At 44.5% G+C, this 14,260-nt stretch carries 13 protein-coding genes and 1 tRNA gene; 7 read left to right on the top strand and 7 right to left on the bottom strand.

Going from position 1 to position 14,260, the window contains the following annotated elements; genetic code table 11:
• Nucleotides 1-45: 45 nt before the first annotated feature.
• A complete protein-coding gene (gene flgM, locus R7O03_RS20380) occupies nt 46-360 on the top strand; it encodes a flagellar biosynthesis anti-sigma factor FlgM (RefSeq protein WP_005382018.1) in 315 nt (104 codons plus the stop codon).
• Between the two features lie 27 nt (nt 361-387).
• The gene (locus R7O03_RS20375) at nt 388-813 is read left to right on the top strand and encodes a flagella synthesis protein FlgN (RefSeq protein ID WP_005382015.1); all 426 of its coding nucleotides are present in this window, start codon (nt 388-390) and stop codon (nt 811-813) included.
• Between the two features lie 102 nt (nt 814-915).
• On the opposite strand, the gene flgP is transcribed toward R7O03_RS20375, so the two are convergent.
• Together flgP and R7O03_RS20365 are read right to left on the bottom strand one after the other, a co-directional pair.
• Nucleotides 916-1,347: a flagellar assembly lipoprotein FlgP gene (gene flgP, locus R7O03_RS20370; RefSeq protein ID WP_005382014.1), complete on the bottom strand. Its 432-nt coding sequence runs from the start codon at nt 1,345-1,347 to the stop codon at nt 916-918.
• 9 nt (nt 1,348-1,356) lie between these two features.
• Complete coding sequence (locus tag R7O03_RS20365; RefSeq protein ID WP_005382013.1) at nt 1,357-1,995, bottom strand: FlgO family outer membrane protein; 639 nt, start codon at nt 1,993-1,995, stop codon at nt 1,357-1,359.
• Nucleotides 1,996-2,164: 169 nt separating this feature from the next.
• On the opposite strand from R7O03_RS20365, the gene R7O03_RS20360 reads away from it, so the two are divergent.
• From R7O03_RS20360 to R7O03_RS20350, 3 genes are all read left to right on the top strand, one after another.
• Nucleotides 2,165-3,298: a flagellar assembly protein FlgT gene (locus tag R7O03_RS20360; protein WP_005382012.1), complete on the top strand. Its 1,134-nt coding sequence runs from the start codon at nt 2,165-2,167 to the stop codon at nt 3,296-3,298.
• Nucleotides 3,299-3,473: 175 nt separating this feature from the next.
• Nucleotides 3,474-3,550 (top strand) — tRNA-Arg (locus R7O03_RS20355).
• 279 nt (nt 3,551-3,829) lie between these two features.
• On the top strand, nt 3,830-4,336 hold the full coding sequence (locus R7O03_RS20350) for a hypothetical protein (protein ID WP_005382011.1): 507 nt from the start codon (nt 3,830-3,832) through the stop codon (nt 4,334-4,336).
• A gap of 114 nt (nt 4,337-4,450) precedes the next feature.
• Here R7O03_RS20350 and R7O03_RS20345 read toward each other — a convergent pair whose 3' ends face one another.
• From R7O03_RS20345 to chiP, 4 genes are all read right to left on the bottom strand, one after another.
• Nucleotides 4,451-5,413: an OmpA family protein gene (locus R7O03_RS20345; RefSeq protein WP_006743033.1), complete on the bottom strand. Its 963-nt coding sequence runs from the start codon at nt 5,411-5,413 to the stop codon at nt 4,451-4,453.
• A 640-nt stretch (nt 5,414-6,053) separates the two neighbouring features.
• Complete coding sequence (gltX, locus tag R7O03_RS20340; RefSeq protein WP_005384075.1) at nt 6,054-7,481, bottom strand: glutamate--tRNA ligase; 1,428 nt, start codon at nt 7,479-7,481, stop codon at nt 6,054-6,056.
• Nucleotides 7,482-7,658: 177 nt separating this feature from the next.
• Nucleotides 7,659-8,255, bottom strand: a complete 597-nt coding sequence (locus tag R7O03_RS20335; protein WP_005382008.1) for a DUF2057 domain-containing protein — start codon at nt 8,253-8,255, stop codon at nt 7,659-7,661.
• A gap of 123 nt (nt 8,256-8,378) precedes the next feature.
• Nucleotides 8,379-9,500, bottom strand: coding sequence for a chitoporin (chiP, locus tag R7O03_RS20330; protein WP_005382007.1), 1,122 nt, complete (start codon nt 9,498-9,500; stop codon nt 8,379-8,381).
• Between the two features lie 478 nt (nt 9,501-9,978).
• Here chiP and R7O03_RS20325 point away from each other — a divergent pair, with 478 nt between their 5' ends.
• Together R7O03_RS20325 and R7O03_RS20320 are read left to right on the top strand one after the other, a co-directional pair.
• Nucleotides 9,979-12,675, top strand: coding sequence for a copper-translocating P-type ATPase (locus R7O03_RS20325; RefSeq protein WP_318131979.1), 2,697 nt, complete (start codon nt 9,979-9,981; stop codon nt 12,673-12,675).
• A 21-nt stretch (nt 12,676-12,696) separates the two neighbouring features.
• A complete protein-coding gene (locus R7O03_RS20320) occupies nt 12,697-13,146 on the top strand; it encodes a DUF411 domain-containing protein (RefSeq protein ID WP_151514570.1) in 450 nt (149 codons plus the stop codon).
• A gap of 65 nt (nt 13,147-13,211) precedes the next feature.
• Here R7O03_RS20320 and R7O03_RS20315 read toward each other — a convergent pair whose 3' ends face one another.
• Entirely contained in the window at nt 13,212-13,904 is a 693-nt protein-coding gene (locus R7O03_RS20315; protein WP_005382004.1) for an oligogalacturonate-specific porin KdgM family protein, read from the bottom strand.
• Between the last annotated feature and the right edge of the window lie 356 nt (nt 13,905-14,260).

The following is a 14,260-nucleotide window of genomic DNA, read 5'->3' as shown; positions in this document are numbered from 1 at the left end:
CGATAGTCTGGATACCAGTATTACGATACAAGGCAAAGGTTAAACATGGCAGGTATAGATAATATACGTTCAGGGCAAATGATGACGACAACAAGTCGCGCACCTGCACGTAACGATTCCAATGCTACCAGCACGACAGAATCAAAAAAGGCGCCAGCGCAACAAGACGCAGTATCACTCAGCCAGCAAAGTAAAGCCGTCAGTAAACTCCAGAAGGATATGGCAGCTTCTCCGGCATATGACAGCGCCAAAGTTGCAGCAATCAAAGAAGCTATCACAAACGGTTCATACAAAGTCGATCCTGAAAAATTGGCTGACAACATGATTAAGTTTGAAAACGAATTGCAAGGCAAAAGCTAACTGACTTAGGCCGAAGGTAAGTATTTTATGGCAGCATTAGTCGATCTCGTTAATTTCCAGCTAGAAAATGCTAAGGCACTTTCCGCTGTTTTACGCCAAGAAACACAAGCAATCACGGCGCGTGTCTCTACCGAGATTGAGAACATTGCCAAACAGAAGATGACGCTCATTGATCAGCTCAGAACAACTGATCAGCGAATCGCCTCTCACCCGCACGTCAATCAACTTACTGAAGATGAGCACCTAAGTCAGGTTGTTGCTCAAATCCAATCGATCGTCCTAGACTGTCAACAAGTTAACCAAGTAAATGGCGAATCGCTTAGTCGCGCACAGCTGAGCTTCAATAAACTCAACAACATGCTTCAGCGAACTCATGGCAAAGTTGGCATGACCTACAATGCGGGCGGAAAAACCCACACCATCTCGACGCTTGGCACCAATATAAAAGCTTAAACGTCACTCCTACCCTCAATTCCCGCGCTCACGTAGATATAAAAAAGCGACTCATTGTTACCAATAAGCCGCTCAAAAAGATTATCTGTCTAGTGAAATGGTTTAAAACAAGGTTTGCTGACGCTTCTCAGGCACCTGCTGAACTTCTCCATAATCACGTAGCTTATCCATCTTACGGATATCCAGACGCAGCTCAGTCACATAACTGTCTTCAACAAGATAACTACGCACAACTTCTGCACCACGAATTACACCATCGACGGCACCAGTGGTGCTCTCAATACCCAAACGCTGGTCTTGCAGCTCTGCACGTCCACTAACACGCATGCCATAAACTTGCTCTGCTAGCTCACGATAAGCATCAATTTTTGATGCGCGCATTGCTCGTACACGCTTTTCTTCAACTGTGCGACCTGTTTGCTCACTGACGCTGGCGTAACCCACCGCCACTAAGATTTCATCTTGACGCATCTGTTGTAATGGCTGACACCCCACCAATATCAGTGTGGCAACAATAAATAATAACTTCTTCATGCTTCTATCCTATGGACGGAGAATCACAGTGTACGGCTGACGAATGGTAGGGTCAGAACGAATCAACACACCATCTTGTGTGCGGATGCTATTTAACGTATCTAAGTCACGCCCAATACGGTCAGCCGGAAGGAAACCTTGCGCTGTCGCTACAACTACACGGCTTTGCATGCCAACCACGCGTGCATTGACAAGCACTCCGCCCTCTTGGCGCAGCATTGTTCCGGTCAGTACATACTGAATTTGCTGCTCTTGAGCTAAATCTTGCCAATCACGACTTAAAGCAAAATCGCCCTGCTGCGTCACTTGAATAGAGCCCGTAGTTTTGAAATCAACCACTTTAAACCCTCGGCGCTGAAACTGATGGATAAAACCTTCAGAGACCGAGTTACCTAACCAGTTTGTTGCATCCATATTTTGTAGATCAACAAACGAGGTAATCGCAATCGGTGTCCGCGCTGATACTGCCACATTAGAAACCATCAGGTCTTCTGTCATGCTCTCAATGAAAAAGTCCATCGTATGACGCGGACTATCCATCAGCATGAACTGGCTTCCCGAGTACGGTTCTTTACCATTGTAAATCGGTGAGTACGCGCACGATGTCAGAAGCGTCATCATCGATGCGGCGACAAGCCACTTTTTCATGGTTTGATTCTCCAGATAATCTTAGGTGATACCGTTCTTTATTAATTCCTTTCCAAGAAAGTGAATATTGGAACAGTCTTTGCTTTTCTTTGTTTGCCTAACGAAGAAAAACCCACCAAACTTCACTGAATTTGTTAAAGCAATATTTATACCCGAACGGTTGTAACCAATGAAAAAAATATTAAACAGTCTGTTTTCAATCACTTTAGTGATGCTTGTGCCTTTTAAGGTAATGGCATCTTGGTATGAAGTCACAGGCGTTGCCACCATCGTTTCTTCAGAAGAGACGGCAAGGCTCCATGCGTTGGAAGACGCGCTGTTCAAAGCCGTCAATTTTTCGGGCGCAGATATTGGCAGTATTAGCAACTTGATGCCGCTATTAGAAGAAAGCCGCAACGAATACCAGTTTACCAATCATGAAGTCCGTTACATTTTGGTCGAGTCTGAACGCAAACGTCGCGGTAAAGTCGAGGTAAAAATCCGCGTTGATATTTATCCATCGGCAACGGGTTGCCACACCGATCAATACAAAAAGACAATGCTGGTCGGCAATATTGAGGTCGCATCACCACAACAAGCAGTGATGGGACAAATTTATCAAGTTGGTGACGATTTTAGCCACGTAGTGAACCGTCAACTTGATCAAACCTCACGCAGCTTTGTGTCTGTTGGTACAACGGACTACTCAATAAGCAGCAACTATCCTGCTCGCACTCAAATGATCGCGCAAGACAATGGCGCACAATACATCATTGGAGGGGTCATCACCGATCTCACTGCAACGGTCGAATCTCAACTATTGCAAGATGACATCATCAATCGTCAGTTTGCGTTAGAAATGAAAGTATTTGATGGTAAAACTGGCCATGAAATCTTCAACAAAGCCTACCGTGAGGTCGCGCGTTGGCCATTTGCTAAAACGAGTCAAGTGGACACTCGTAGTGCACGTTTTTGGGCATCGACCTATGGCGAGATGATGCTTCGCGTTAGTCGCAATATTATGTTGGATCTGGAGTCGGAGCTATCTTGCAAAATTACATTGCCAGAGGTTGTGGCAGTCTTCGGTAATACCGTAACGATGGATCTCGGCCGTATGCACGGCGTAAAAGAGGGAGACAAATTGCAGCTTTGGCACACCGCGTCGTTTATCGACCAAAATGGATTGCCAAGAAACAAAGTCTCGCAAAGCGAAATTACATTAACGGTATCACGCATATACGAACACGAAGCGGAACTGACGATTGATCAGCCAAATTTAGCGTCTAGCGTTCAAATTGGCGACGTAATGAACAAGATCCTATAAAAGCAAACATTAAGTCTTGAGATATGCTCACTTTTGAATATCATAGGCAGCGCATCTTATTTGATTATGCCAATGACCGTAGCGAATCGTTCAACGTGATGCTGATACAGATCTGGTAGATTGCTAGATTTGAACTCAGTAAAACAGTGCAATGAACTGCAACTATTGGTATTACGCCCCCATGGCACAGCTGGATAGCGCAGTCCCCTCCTAAGGGACAGGTCGTAGGTTCGAATCCTACTGGGGGCGCCATATCATAGCCTTAGCTCCCACTTGAGCTAAGGCTTTTTTGTATCTTCAATTTCAAGCCTCGCACTGCTCCCCCTAGTACATCGTGTTAGGTAATCTTCCCAGTAATCAATATGATCGGATCAGGTGTTTCGGTTACGGGATAAAGTCTTCTACTGATCTGACTTCTTCCCCTTGAAATCATTTCAACAAGCCCTATTTACAGTTTTGTATTTTATTACTTTAATTATCTATGAGTTTTGCTTACCCTTTTAGCTATTAATAAAATTATTAGTTAGCACTATGTCTAAGAGCAATTTAATAACTAACACTGGACACCGCTTTATTTCTAAAGGCAAGACAGCCTTTAAGATACATATCCATACCCCCGAGGATACGGTACTACACCGCTCGGTAGGATTTGTTCGTATTGGAGAAAAGAAAGGCTTACAAAAAGCCATTAAGCTGAGAAACGAGTTAGGCCGGCAAATGTGGGGCAAATTCTGGCGACGTCTTTTGAAAGACCCTTACTTAATGACCAGGCTTCCACATAGCGTTGAGCCTAAAATCGTTCACAAGCCTAACCCTACTCTTGAAAACCCTGACAACCGAGATACGTGTTACATCGCCAAGTGGCGAGAGTTCAATGATGACGGTGAGTATAAATATAAAACGGTGGTTCGCTCTATTAGTAAGTACGGCAAACTTGCCGCCTACATGCAAACCAAAAAAGCGTTGTTAGAAGCACATAAAGATAACTTGGAGATCCTGACATTTATGGGGCGTTTAAACAGCATTGATCTTAAGTAATACCTAGCCACTTTGAACATTTCAGTCAGTTTTTAAAGAGAAATAAAAAGCCCCAAAGAGCGAACTCTTTGGGGCTTTCAGCTTCAGTCTTCTATACTACGGTCGAATAGGAGCTTATTGCTGAACTTGGTATTCAAATTCTGGAACAACGATTTCTACGCGACGGTTTTGTTGACGACCTTCACGAGTGTCGTTTGAAGCGATTGGGTTGTTTTCACCTTCGCCACGAGCTTGGATACGTGATGAATCAATACCTTTTTCAACGAGTGCGTTAGCAACAGACTCAGCACGTTTTTCAGAAACTTTTAGGTTGTAAGCTGCTGGACCAGACGTATCTGTGTAACCTACAACTTCAACGTTCGCTTGTGGGTGCTCGTTTAGGAAAGCAACTAGGTTATCAAGTTTTGCAGCGCTCTCTGGTTTTAGAGTTGTGCTGTTTAGATCGAAGCTACCTGTACCAATTGTTTGAGTTTCGAATGTTTTCGTAACTACAACTGGCTCTTCTACCACTTCTTCTACAACCACTTCTTCAACAACAACTGGCTCTTCTACGATTACTGGCTCATCGTTGCCGCCGAATTTGAAAGAAACACCTAGTGTTGCAGTGTTACCTGTCGCACGAGTTACATCGTTGCTGATGTCAGTCAGTGTTTGGTATTCCGCACGAGCTGTTACGTTTTGGCTTAGGTTGAATTCAAGACCAGCCGCGCCTAGGTAAGAGTAATCATCTTTGCCATCAAACATTACGTAAGCGCCACCCACTTTACCGTAAAGTGCGATGTCTTCAGTGATTGGTAGGCTAAATTTAGGAGCAAGAGTGATTGCTTCTACGTGGCCACCGAAAGAAGTTTGGTTAAAATCACCGATGTTGTCGAAACCCGCTTCTACTGCGAAGTATTTATTCATTTCGTAACCAACAAAAGCGCCAAGAGTAGAATCGTCTTTGTCACAAGCCTGGCCCGCTACACACGCGTCTTCCATCCATGACTTACCCATCTTACCACCAACGTATACTTCTGCTTGTGCTGCTGAAGCCATAAGTAGAGACGCTGAAATTACCGCTGCTAATTTTTTCATTATTGATTCCTCTAAAGAAGTTCTTTTGTTAGATGCCGAAATGCGCCGTCTGACTGACGTTGTATTTCAATTCTTTTTATTCATTCCTTGAGTGAGATACTTAGTCAGCTTCTTTTTATGCACATGCATTTTTTTTATGGAAGCAACTTACGTACATTTCCTGTTCAGTGATACATATCGCCATCTCGGTATCGCTGACGGGATGAACTATAACGCTAAGAAATCGCGAGAAAAATCCCAATTCTGTCAATTTATTGTCATCAAAAATCTCGACAACATGTGATCTTAAGCAAAAAAATCCCCACGCAATCACGACGCAAACGTTTGCTTTAATTTTTGGAACAACATAGCTAAAGCAAAGATTTTTCTTAAAAATGAGACAAACAAAATGGAACTTTAAGGAACATGGATAAAAATCAATCAGATATTTGATATATAATCGCTCGTTTTTTATTCATGCCAACGATGTTTGGATTAAAAAATCTTATCCATATTGAGGTAAATTACAGGTGAAACCATCTCTTCATTCACCAATATGAGAGAAAGTTTCTCGTTATCTAAATTGAAGATACAAAAAAGCCGCGGTTGCTCACCGCGGCTTTGTGACTATTTATTCAAAAGAACGTTCAGTTCAAAGCAATTATGCGTTTGCTTCACGCTCAGCAATGAACTCAAGCGCCATCTTAATGCGAGCAATACAACGCTCTTTTCCAACCAGCTCCATTACTGCATCGACAGAAGGAGACTGACCGCCGCCTGTTACAGCAACACGTAATGGCATACCGATTTTGCCCATGCCGATTTCCAACTCTTCACATACTGCTGCGATAACGCCATCTTTGATGTTCGCTGTCGTCCACTCAGTTAGTGCTTCCACTTTCGCTAATGCAAGTTCTAGAGGCTCTTTAGCCACGCCACGTAGGTGTTTCTTCGCTGCGCCCGCTTCAAACTCAGAGAAATCTTCATAGAAGTAACGGATTTGCTCAGCTAGCTCAACTAGTGTGTTGCAACGCTCACCCACTAGCTTGATCACGTCAGTGATAGCAGGACCATTCGTTACGTCTAGTTTTTGTTGATCTAGATGCCATTGTAGATGCTCAGCAACGTACGCAGGATCTGAGTTCTTGATGTAGTGGTTGTTCAACCATTGCAGTTTGTCAGTGTTAAAAGCAGACGCTGACTTAGATACTGCGTTTAGGCTAAATAGATTGATCATCTCTTCTTGAGAGAAGATTTCTTGGTCCCCATGAGACCAACCAAGGCGCACTAGGTAGTTGTTTAGTGCCGCAGGCAGGTAGCCCATATCGCGGTATTGCATGACTGATACAGCGCCGTGACGTTTAGACAGTTTCGCGCCGTCATCACCCAGGATCATTGCACAGTGTGCAAATGTAGGTACAGGCGCACCTAGTGCTTCGTAGATGTTGATTTGACGAGGCGTGTTGTTGATGTGGTCTTCGCCACGAACAACGTGAGTGATACCCATGTCCCAGTCATCCACTACTACACAGAAGTTGTAAGTAGGTGAACCGTCAGTACGACGAATGATTAGGTCATCCATTTGATCGTTGCGGATTTCAATGCGACCACGGATTTGATCATCAAATACTACGCTGCCTTCTTTCGGGTTACGGAAACGGATAACACATGGATCGCCATCTTTTGCCGCTTCGTTTGCTGCTTTGATTTTTGGATGGTTAGCATCGTAGCGAGGCATTTCTTTATTTGCTTCTTGCTCTGCACGGATTTCATCTAGCAGCTCTTTAGAGGCGTAACATTTGTAAGCTTTGTCTTCAGCAAGAAGCTTATCAACCATTTCGTTGTAACGGTCAAAACGTTGAGTTTGGTAGTAAGGACCTTCATCCCACTCCAAGCCTAGCCATTCCATGCCTTCAAGAATTGCATCAACCGCTTCCTGAGAGTTACGCTCAAGGTCTGTATCTTCGATACGTAGAACGAATTCACCACCTTGGTTTTTAGCGTATAGCCAAGAGTAAAGTGCAGTACGCGCACCACCAACGTGTAGATAGCCAGTTGGGCTAGGAGCAAAACGAGTTTTAACCGTCATTTGAGTTCCTTAGGGGTAATGAGCAACGAGAGATCTCTCGTTGTAATGTCAAGGATAAAAGTGGCGACATTTTACCACCGTAAGTCAATTCTACAATCGGTTTGACAACAGAAATAAAAACAGGGCAGAACCAAAAAGGCACAGCCCTGCTATTTACTGTTAAAGCACAAGGCGAAATTACTTCAGGTTACGCATTGCCCATTGCATAAATTCTTGCTGCTCTTCACGGCTCAATTCATTAAACGATGCTTTGATTGTTTTGGTTTCCGCTGGAGAAGACGCAATGCTTGCCTTAGTCGATTCTTTATTCATTGCGTTATTATAGTCGGCAACTTCTCGTTCGTAATCACGAAAACCTTGCAAACCACCTTTACGAAGTTGAACCATAGAGAATGCCACTTCTTTTCCGTTTTTGTCTTTCAATACCACTTTAGGATCGAGTTCGAAGGCTCTCGCCTCTTCAATAGTACGGAATGTTTGATAAGTCAGAGAAAGCTCGGTGTCTTTTTCTGCATCAAACTCTAATACCAGCGGCTGAGAATCGAATTTACGGCGCTTTCCATCTTCAAATACGATTTGTCCAACCGTTACCGCCAATTGGTTTTCCCCATCCTTTAACTCGATGCTGTTGTTCTTGGATATCCACTCAGGGTAGACGAACTCGCCGTTGAGAACGCGAGGAACTAATTCAGATTGCAGAGTGAGTTGAGCAGCAAAAGCTGGCGCCGAAAGCATTGCGCAAAGTCCGAGAAGTGTCGTTGTTTTTTTCATCATGGTTTCTCACTTTATACCAATTTAGATAAGCCTCTAAAATTTACAGGCCAGTCATTTCAAAGGCTTATTTGAATAAGTATCAAGATAAAAAGGGCGTTTCCGCCCTTTTAGCTGCTTCTTTAATTAGAAGTAGTATTCAACACCTACAGAGAACTCGTCGTAGTCAGCAGACTTCCAACGTGCTTCTGTTGGTTTATCTAATTGAGACGCACCGTCGCCAAAGTCTAGAGTACGAGCACGTACGTACAGCACTGCCGATGGGTCTACGAAATACATAACTTGTGCTGATAACACATCGTCCGCTGTATCGTTAATTTTCTTACCATCACGCTCGAGATCAAAGTTAGCGGCGTAAGCCAGTTTGTATTGCCAATCACCCGTGGTGTACATGATAGCGGCAGACATTGCATCTTGCTTTTCACTCACACCATTGCTTGCGTCCGCTTCCATGTATTTGTATTGCGCAAAGAAAGAGATCCCGTTATCAAACCAGCCTTGTGCCCCTACCAAGTACGTGTTGTTTTCCCACGTTTGGCTTTCCATCTTGATATTACGGTTACCTTCATATGCCGCATCTAACTGGATAGGACCAATTTTGTAGTGTGCTGCAATACCACCCCAATAGTCATCCCCTTCACCTAGACCTGCTTTATCACCTGCACCAGCTGCGATATCTAGGGAGAATTTGTCAGCAAACATTGGAGAGTCCCAGCGGATAGTGTTTGATTGACGGTCTTGGTACTTGGCGCCACCAATAGCACCACCCCAGTCGTATACATCGCCCAGGCCAGGGTTAGATGCTGGCCAGTCAACCAATTCGTACATAGGTGTCAAAACGCGACCCAGGCGAATTTGCCCCCAAGATGCACTTTCAAAACCGACGAATGTGTCACGTTCACCAAGACCTGCGCCCTCGCCACCAAAGCTAGGGTCTACATAACCGCCTTCGATTTGCCAAATAAAAGTAGGGTCGAAGTTAGCAAATTGTTTTTTACCACGGAAACCGATACGAGATTCGTTGTTTAGCTGCATGCCACCCAAGTCATCGTCCGTTGCTTTGCTGCCAGAATCGTAATCGCGGTACGCGGCCTGCATCGCGATGATTCCGTAAACTTCATAAGAAAATGAATCTTTGGTTAGAAACTCTTTTGCTGCGTCACTGTTTGCACCATCAGCAAATGCAGCACCACTGAACATCATGCCGGTAATTGCCGTGGCAAGTAGGCTTTTCTTTAGGTAAGACATTATAAACCCCTATATTTTTAGTTTTTTCCATTTTCAAATTCACTAACTAGGACATGGCAGGAACTTGAAACAGTGTTTGGACGGGGCAAATATGACAAACTTTTTTCGCACTAAAAAACTTTCCCTACAGCAATCTGAGCGACTTCAAAATGAGAAGATCAAAAATAAAATAAATCAATAAAAAACAATTATTTAACATCAACTATAAAAAATAAAAAACGTTAAAAGTACGTTTTGACACTGAACTGACATTGAGAGCATCTAAAAAACGTGAGCGACTTCATTCATCTTTTAGGTGTTTTAACGGAACTTTATATTCAAAGAGAAAAAACCTTGAGATCACTCGCAAGTAAAATGACCGTGCACTTGTGGGATTCGAGAGATTTTGACGAAATTGTTGTGAGTAGCAAATGGGTATTGACCTTACCCTTGCAGGAAGGTTTAAGCTCATAGCATCACTACTATTGAGGTGCAGATTATGTATCAGTTAGTTATACCTTTATCAGGGCTCAACTGCATGGGCTGTGCGAGAAAAGTTGAGAAGGCTTTACATGCAAATCACGATGTGGAGATCCTCAATTTGTCCCCGACGCAAGTAGAGGTCAAAACCGAGTCTTCTCTTAAAGAGCTCGTCTCGTCGATTGAATCTCTTGGTTACCAAGCAGGAAATCACTACGAACTAAACCTTTCAGGCTTAAGCTGTGGCGGTTGCGTCAAAAAACTTTCATCTTTATTAGAATCTAATCAAGACGTTATTTCTTTTGAGGCTTCAACAACGCACTTAGAGATTCGTACCCTCCTCTCCGAGCAACAAGTGATCGACTTAATAGCAACACTCGGCTATACCGCCAACCTTGATTCTGTTGAAGTAGAGAACGAAAGCTCACCAGAGACCGAACAGGTAGAACAGCAAAGCAATATTAAAGATACGCAGGTGCCACCAGCGAGTATTCAATTGCAAATGCTGATTCAAGGCATGACGTGTGCGAGTTGCGTATCTTCAGTAGAGAAAGCACTTACTAACGTAGAAGGCGTTGAGAAAGCACAGGTCAACCTTGCAGAACAAAGCGCACTAGTATTCGCAAGCCAAGACTCTGATGACCTCCTTAACGCAATTGTTGAATCGGTAAAACAAGCCGGTTACCAAGCAGAGATCCTACAAGACGCCGCAACCCAACAAGAAAAACAAGCGCAGCAACAACGTCAGCAACAAAAACGCTTTAAACTGGATGCTATTGCTGGCCTTGTCGTCGGTGCCCCTTTAATGATTTGGGGCGTTGCTGGCGGCAATATGATGATTCGCAACACCAACGACCAATTAGCTTGGGGCGCGATCGGTATCGTATGTTTACTCCTTCTTGCCACAGCAGGTAAACACTTCTTCAGTAACGCTTGGTTAGCAGCTACTCACAAGCGCGCCACCATGGACACGTTAGTCGCGCTCGGTACTGGCGCAGCGTGGTTCTATTCGATGCTTGTGGTGATTTTCCCAGACTGGTTCCCTCTTGCTTCACGCCACGTGTACTTTGAAGCGAGTGCAATGATCATCGGCTTAATTTCTCTTGGTCACTATATAGAGGCAAAAGCCAAAGCAAACACAACACGCTCATTGCAAGCTCTGATTAACCTGCAACCTCAGCAAGCTACGGTAATTGCGGAACAAGGCGATCAACAAATCGCGGTTGAGCAAATCACGCTAGGCATGAAACTGCGTATCAAACCAGGCGAGAAAGTGCCTGTTGATGGTGTTGTGATTCAAGGTGAATCATACATTGATGAGTCGATGCTTACTGGTGAACCAGTACCAGTGTTAAAAGCGCAAGAGGCTCAAGTGTCTGCTGGGACATTAAATACCGATGGTGGATTAGTCATTGAGGCAACGGGCATTGGCGCAAATACCATGCTGGCTCGTATCATCCGCATGGTGCGCACAGCGCAAAGCAGTAAGCCAGCCATCGCGAAACTGGCAGACCAGATTTCATCGGTGTTTGTCCCTGTCGTTGTTGGCATAGCAATACTGGCCGCGCTCGTTTGGTTTGCCGTTGGCCCAGAGCCAAAAGCGAGTTATATGCTGGTGGTCACCACAACCGTCCTGATCATCGCCTGCCCTTGCGCTCTAGGCTTAGCAACCCCGCTTTCTGTCACGGTGGGAGTGGGTAAAGCCGCAGAGCTCGGCATTCTGATCAAAGACGCCGACGCCCTGCAATTGGCAAGCAAAGTCGACACGGTTGTGTTCGACAAAACTGGCACGCTTACCCAAGGTAAACCTAGCGTTCAGCAAGTGTTTACTCACGCCACCAGCCAAGAAGATCTATTGGCTTTAGCGTATGCGGCAGAGCGTCAGTCTGAGCACCCACTGGCAAAAGCGGTATGTGATTACGCCAAACGACACGACGCAAAGGATGTCTCATTAGACAAGTTTGAGAACGTTCGCGGGCGCGGCATTTGGGCGACGTATCAAGATAAACCGCTACTCATTGGTTCGCTTCAATTTATGCAAGCAGAGAACGTCGAGACCAGCGCACTAAAACCTGCCATCGATGAATGCGCAAAAAATGCGTGGACTCCGGTAGCTGTGGCATTGAACGGCGAACTGATCGGTCTGATCGCCATTGCCGACCCGATCAAATCAGATGCGAAGCAAGCGCTCTCTGCATTAAAATCGCAAGGCATCAAAACGGTAATGCTGACGGGCGATAACCAACACGTTGCCAATGCTATCGGCCAAGAACTTGGTATTGATGAAGTGATTGCCCAAGTAATGCCAGGTGAGAAAGCTCAGCACATTGAGCAACTTCAATCTCAAGGACATGTCGTGGCAATGGTGGGGGATGGCATTAACGACGCCCCTGCTCTCGCGTTATCCAACCTAGGTATTGCCATGGGTAGCGGCAGTGATGTCGCCATTGAAAGTTCGCAAATGACCATCCTGAACACGTCACCAATGGCGGTAGTACATGCGATTGAACTCTCTCGCGCTACACTTAAAAACATGAAGCAAAACCTATTTGGTGCCTTTGTTTACAACTCGTTGGGTATTCCAGTTGCCGCTGGCGTGCTTTACCCAGCGTTTGGATTTTTGCTCAGTCCTGTTGTCGCAGGAGCGGCAATGGCACTGTCTTCAATTACTGTCGTTAGTAATGCAAATCGACTACGACTGTTTTCAGTAAAGTAACCACTTCTTTTTGAGGGTATTATGAAGTTGAAACTATTGACCTTTGCAATGCTTGCGACCGTGTCCGCCAACGTATTGGCAGCCGATGTCATTAACCATAAATCGCCATACTGTGGCTGTTGTGGAGAATGGACAAAACACATGGAAGAGAACGGCTTTACGGTCGAAGAAAAATTGCACGATGACATGAACGCCATCAAACGCGATCTAGGCATCAAGAATGAACAGCTTTACTCTTGCCACACGGCAGAGATCAACGGCTATCTGTTTGAAGGTCACATTCCAGCCGAAGACATTAAAGCGTTTTTGAAAAATCCACCACGTAACGCAAAAGGCCTATCAGTACCGGGCATGCCAATGGGCTCCCCTGGTATGGAATATGGCGACAAAAAAGACAGCTACACCGTTTACGCCTTTAACGAAAAAGGCCAAGTGTTCGAATATAGCCACCACGAAGGCAACGGCAAATAAAAACAAAGCCCAGCGAGACAAACCGCTGGGCTTTTTCTTAATGGACAGTTAAGACAAATATAAAATTAGAAGCCGTAAGAGGCACCAAATACAAAAGCGTTATTCACTAGGCTGTCACCACTCGCGTTTTCTGCACCGTGTGCTTGACTACGGAACTCAAAGTAAGGTTGAACACCTTTACGAGTCCACGTTGCACGAAGCTCGTGGTCCATGGTTTCCGCTTCAATCATGTAGACGTTGTTGTAGCTTAGCGTCACATCCTCATTCATCACGTAACCGATGCGGTTGTCCATGCGGTAATCTGTATCCGCATCTGCGTCTGTCGCATCAATGTGCGCACGAGTACGGTTACTTAAGGAGATGCCGTTATCGAAGTTGTAACCAATCTTAACCAATGGACGGTACTGTACATTCTCGCCAGCAGAGAACAGGTGTTGGTAACCAGCGGCAACCCATAAATGATCGGTAATATTAAATGACTGCTCACCACCCACAGTGATTGCTGGTGTTGTGTTACCTGCGCCACCGTTTTCTGTTTCCAGTTTACCCAACTGAATACCATCAAATTCGGTGTAAACCGTAAAGCCGCCGAATTGGTTATCAAAAGTATGACCAGCTTCCAGTGTAGACGTAACGTCCGAACCATGAATTCGACCATCATCGTGGAATTGAACATTACCTGTTACGTAAGAAGAACCAGCAAAAGCGCTAGAAGCGAAAGCGAGAGAAAGAGCACTCAGTGCAAAAATGTTTTTCATAATTACTGCCTTTATTTATTCACGTTATGCGATAGTTTTAGAGGGCATCTCTTCCCTTTTATCGCAAACTTTGGAATGTGCCTCCTTGGCGTTCGCAATATTGTTTCAATTAATTCGCGATGGAAAATAAAACATTTTAAAAAGTGATCTTGTTCAAACCGAAGCTCAACAACCCTGATAAAAACATGTAAAATACAGGCACTTATCGTATCTTTATAAAATTATTCAAAAAATAGAAGTGTGATCGTAAACAGATAATTTATTGATATTTAGCACATTAAGTCGATCCAGTTCACAATAACCTTGACTATTACAACCCAAGACTTATTTATCAATGAAAAATAATTAGACATCGA

The organism is Vibrio sp. Vb2960, from assembly GCF_033337665.1.
GTDB classification, from domain to species: Bacteria; Pseudomonadota; Gammaproteobacteria; order Enterobacterales; family Vibrionaceae; genus Vibrio; species Vibrio alginolyticus.
The sequence above is the reverse complement of the archived record's forward strand: the minus strand, read 5'-3'. Positions and strand labels throughout refer to the sequence as shown.

What these genes read in the sequence shown, in the direction of transcription:
- flgM (WP_005382018.1), top strand. Translation starts at nt 46, where the DNA reads ATGGCAGGTATAGATAATATACGTTCAGGGCAAATGATGACGACAACA.
- R7O03_RS20375 (WP_005382015.1), top strand. Translation starts at nt 388, where the DNA reads ATGGCAGCATTAGTCGATCTCGTTAATTTCCAGCTAGAAAATGCTAAG.
- flgP (WP_005382014.1), bottom strand. Translation starts at nt 1,347, where the DNA reads ATGAAGAAGTTATTATTTATTGTTGCCACACTGATATTGGTGGGGTGT.
- R7O03_RS20365 (WP_005382013.1), bottom strand. Translation starts at nt 1,995, where the DNA reads ATGAAAAAGTGGCTTGTCGCCGCATCGATGATGACGCTTCTGACATCG.
- R7O03_RS20360 (WP_005382012.1), top strand. Translation starts at nt 2,165, where the DNA reads ATGAAAAAAATATTAAACAGTCTGTTTTCAATCACTTTAGTGATGCTT.
- R7O03_RS20350 (WP_005382011.1), top strand. Translation starts at nt 3,830, where the DNA reads ATGTCTAAGAGCAATTTAATAACTAACACTGGACACCGCTTTATTTCT.
- R7O03_RS20345 (WP_006743033.1), bottom strand. Translation starts at nt 5,413, where the DNA reads ATGAAAAAATTAGCAGCGGTAATTTCAGCGTCTCTACTTATGGCTTCA.
- gltX (WP_005384075.1), bottom strand. Translation starts at nt 7,481, where the DNA reads ATGACGGTTAAAACTCGTTTTGCTCCTAGCCCAACTGGCTATCTACAC.
- R7O03_RS20335 (WP_005382008.1), bottom strand. Translation starts at nt 8,255, where the DNA reads ATGATGAAAAAAACAACGACACTTCTCGGACTTTGCGCAATGCTTTCG.
- chiP (WP_005382007.1), bottom strand. Translation starts at nt 9,500, where the DNA reads ATGTCTTACCTAAAGAAAAGCCTACTTGCCACGGCAATTACCGGCATG.
- R7O03_RS20325 (WP_318131979.1), top strand. Translation starts at nt 9,979, where the DNA reads ATGTATCAGTTAGTTATACCTTTATCAGGGCTCAACTGCATGGGCTGT.
- R7O03_RS20320 (WP_151514570.1), top strand. Translation starts at nt 12,697, where the DNA reads ATGAAGTTGAAACTATTGACCTTTGCAATGCTTGCGACCGTGTCCGCC.
- R7O03_RS20315 (WP_005382004.1), bottom strand. Translation starts at nt 13,904, where the DNA reads ATGAAAAACATTTTTGCACTGAGTGCTCTTTCTCTCGCTTTCGCTTCT.